3 protein-coding genes are annotated in these 2,812 nt (G+C 61.5%); 2 read left to right on the top strand and 1 reads right to left on the bottom strand.

Annotated features, from left to right (window positions below; translation table 11 throughout):
• A partial coding sequence (tig, locus tag ACGVJ8_RS00800) for a trigger factor (RefSeq protein WP_392345042.1) occupies window positions 1-1,300 on the bottom strand: 1,300 nt, incomplete at its 3' end.
• Window positions 1,301-1,456: 156 nt separating this feature from the next.
• Between tig and ACGVJ8_RS00805 the strand changes: the two genes are divergently transcribed.
• Complete coding sequence (locus ACGVJ8_RS00805; protein WP_392345043.1) at window positions 1,457-2,479, top strand: aspartate-semialdehyde dehydrogenase; 1,023 nt, start codon at window positions 1,457-1,459, stop codon at window positions 2,477-2,479.
• Window positions 2,479-2,812: dihydrodipicolinate synthase family protein (locus tag ACGVJ8_RS00810; protein ID WP_392345044.1), on the top strand; the 334-nt coding region annotated here is incomplete at its 3' end. The genes ACGVJ8_RS00805 and ACGVJ8_RS00810, both read left to right, overlap by 1 nt.

Here is a 2,812-nt window from a genome sequence, read left to right on the forward strand (position 1 = left end):
GGGTGCTGTTTTCCTCGAGCCAGCCCATCAAACGATCCTGCATGAGGTCATCCATCACGGCCTGGCGGAGGCGTTCCGGATCGATCTTGGCGTCGGCGGAGAGTTCCTTCTTCACTTCCTTGATCTTGGCGTCCACGTCCTTGTCGTCGAGCTTGATGTCCTCCGCTTCAGCCAGGGCGGTGAGGGCAAAACTGCGGCGCAGCCGTTCCTCGGCTTCAGGGCGGGAGTTCTGCATCAGGTTGCGCACCAGGTCGGGTGTGAACAGCGACTTCACATCCATTCCCTGTTGGGCGAATTGGGTTGCGGTCTGCTCCAGCAGGTTGCGGCTTTCTTGTTGGATCAGGGCTTCCGGCAGTTCCACCTCGAGCTGCTCCACCAGTGCGGCGACGAGGGCATCGCGGCGGTTGCTGGTCTGACGCCGTTCCGCGTCGTCCTTGAGGCGCTGTTCCAGGTCTTTGCGCAGGTCCGCCAGAGTTTCCTGTTCGCTTGCCTGCTTGGCGAAGGCGTCGTCCAGTTCGGGCAGTTCGCGGGTCTTGAGGTCCTTCAGTTCGATCTTGAAGGCGGCCTTGCGTCCACGGGCGTCCTCCTTCGGATAGTCGTCGGGGAACTGGCAATCCACGGTTTTGGTCTCGCCGACCTTCATGCCGATGACCCCTTCAATGAAGCCGGGGATCATCCGGCCGTTTTCCAGGTCCACATCCATCGAATCGGCACTGCCGCCCTCGATCTCGCTGCCGTCATCGCTGTAGGTGCCCTTGAAGCCCAATACAGCAATGTCACCGTTCTTTGCGGCGCGACCTTCCACGGGAACGACCGTGGCTATCTGCTTGCGCGAGTCCTCGAGCATCGCGTCGATACGGGAGGCGTCGTAGGTGACGGTTTCGAATTCCACCTTCAGGCTCTTGGTGGTTTTTAGTTTCGGCGTCGGAGCTACATCGGCTTCTAGGGTGAAGGTGAGTTCTTTTCCGGGCTCAAAGCTCTCCAGCAGGCCGTCGAAACCACTGCTCAAATCGGGCTGACTGATCGGTTCCAGCGATTCCTGCTTGATGGCGTCTCGCCAGGCGTTATCGATCAGCTTTTCCAGGGCCGTGGCTTTGATCCGCACGCCACCCAGCTGCTGCACCAGCACGGTGCGCGGCACTTTGCCCTTGCGGAAGCCCGGCAGGTTGATGCTGCGGCTGAGGCTGGTGATCGCGTCGTCGTAACTCGTCTTGCAGCGCTCCCCAGGAACGGTGACCGTTACCGCCAGGCGGCTGCTGGGGCGGGCTTCGGTGGTCACCTTCAGGGCTGCAGCGCTCATGGGGGAAGGGAAAGGGCAGCCCAACACTTTATGCAACGGGTGAATTGGGGCTGGATCGGTAAGCTGAGCCGGTCGCATCGCGGCATCACGATCTCTATGCAGTGATGTCGGTTTCGAGAAACGACGGGTTTTCGTTCAGATCGTTCACTCCACCGCTTGTCCTCGACCCTTCCCAACCGTCCTCTCAACGTTGCTGTTCTCGGTGCCAGCGGTGCTGTTGGCCAGGAACTGCTGCTGCTGCTTGAGGAGCGCCGTTTCCCCGTTGGCGAGCTGAAGCTGCTGGCGTCGGCCCGTTCGGCTGGTCAGACCCAGATCTGGAATGGTCGCACCCTCACGGTGGAAGAGGTCTCGGCCCAATCCTTTGAAGGGGTCGATCTGGTGTTGGCGTCGGCCGGTGGTTCTGTTTCGAAGCAGTGGCGCGAGGCAATCACCGCTGCAGGTGCGGTGATGGTGGATAACTCCAGTGCCTTCCGGATGGAGGACGGTGTGCCGCTGGTGGTGCCGGAGGTCAATCCCGAGGCGGCCTTCGCCCACAAGGGCGTGATCGCCAATCCGAATTGCACCACGATCCTGCTCACCCTGGCTTTGGCTCCTCTGGCAGCGAAGCGGGCGATGCGCCGGGTGGTGGTGAGCACGTACCAATCCGCCAGTGGTGCCGGTGCCCGCGCCATAGAAGAGCTGAAAAATCTTTCGCAGACGGTTCTGGACGGCGGTACGCCGAAGGGAGAGGTGCTCCCTTATCCATTGGCTTTCAATCTCTTTCTGCACAACTCCCCTCTGCAGGCCAACAGCTACTGCGAGGAGGAGATGAAGATGGTGAACGAGACCCGCAAGATCATGGATCTGCCGGATCTGCGCTTCACCGCTACCTGCGTGCGGGTGCCCGTGCTGCGGGCCCATTCCGAAGCGGTGAACATCGAGTTCGAGTCCTCCTTTCCGGTGGATGAGGCCCGTGAACTTTTGGCGGCTGCCCCCGGTGTGGAGTTGATTGACGACCCGGCGGCGAACCGTTTCCCGATGCCCACGGATGTGACCGGTCGCGATCCGGTGGCGATCGGACGGATCCGTCAGGACATCAGTGATGTCAATGCTCTGGAGCTCTGGCTGTGTGGGGATCAGATCCGCAAAGGAGCGGCGCTCAATGCTGTTCAGATCGCTGAACTGTTGATTCAGAAGTGATGACCCAGGCCGCCACCCTCTCCCCAACGCCCTTTGGCCGTGTGGTCACCGCGATGGTGACCCCCTTTGATGCGAGCGGTGCTGTGGATCTAACCATCGCCGCACAGCTGGCGCGTCATCTGGTGGAGCAGGGCTCCGACGGACTGCTGGTGTGCGGTACCACCGGCGAATCCCCGACCCTCAGTTGGGACGAGCAGCTGCAGCTACTACAAGCAGTGCGTGATGCCGTAGGCAGCAACGTCAAGGTGTTGGCGGGCACGGGTAGCAACTCGACTGCGGAGGCGGTGGAGGCTACTAAGGAAGCGGCGGCAGCCGGAGCGAATGGGGCTCTCG

This window comes from Parasynechococcus sp. (assembly GCF_042954245.1).
In the GTDB taxonomy this organism is placed as follows: Bacteria; Cyanobacteriota; Cyanobacteriia; order PCC-6307; family Cyanobiaceae; genus Parasynechococcus.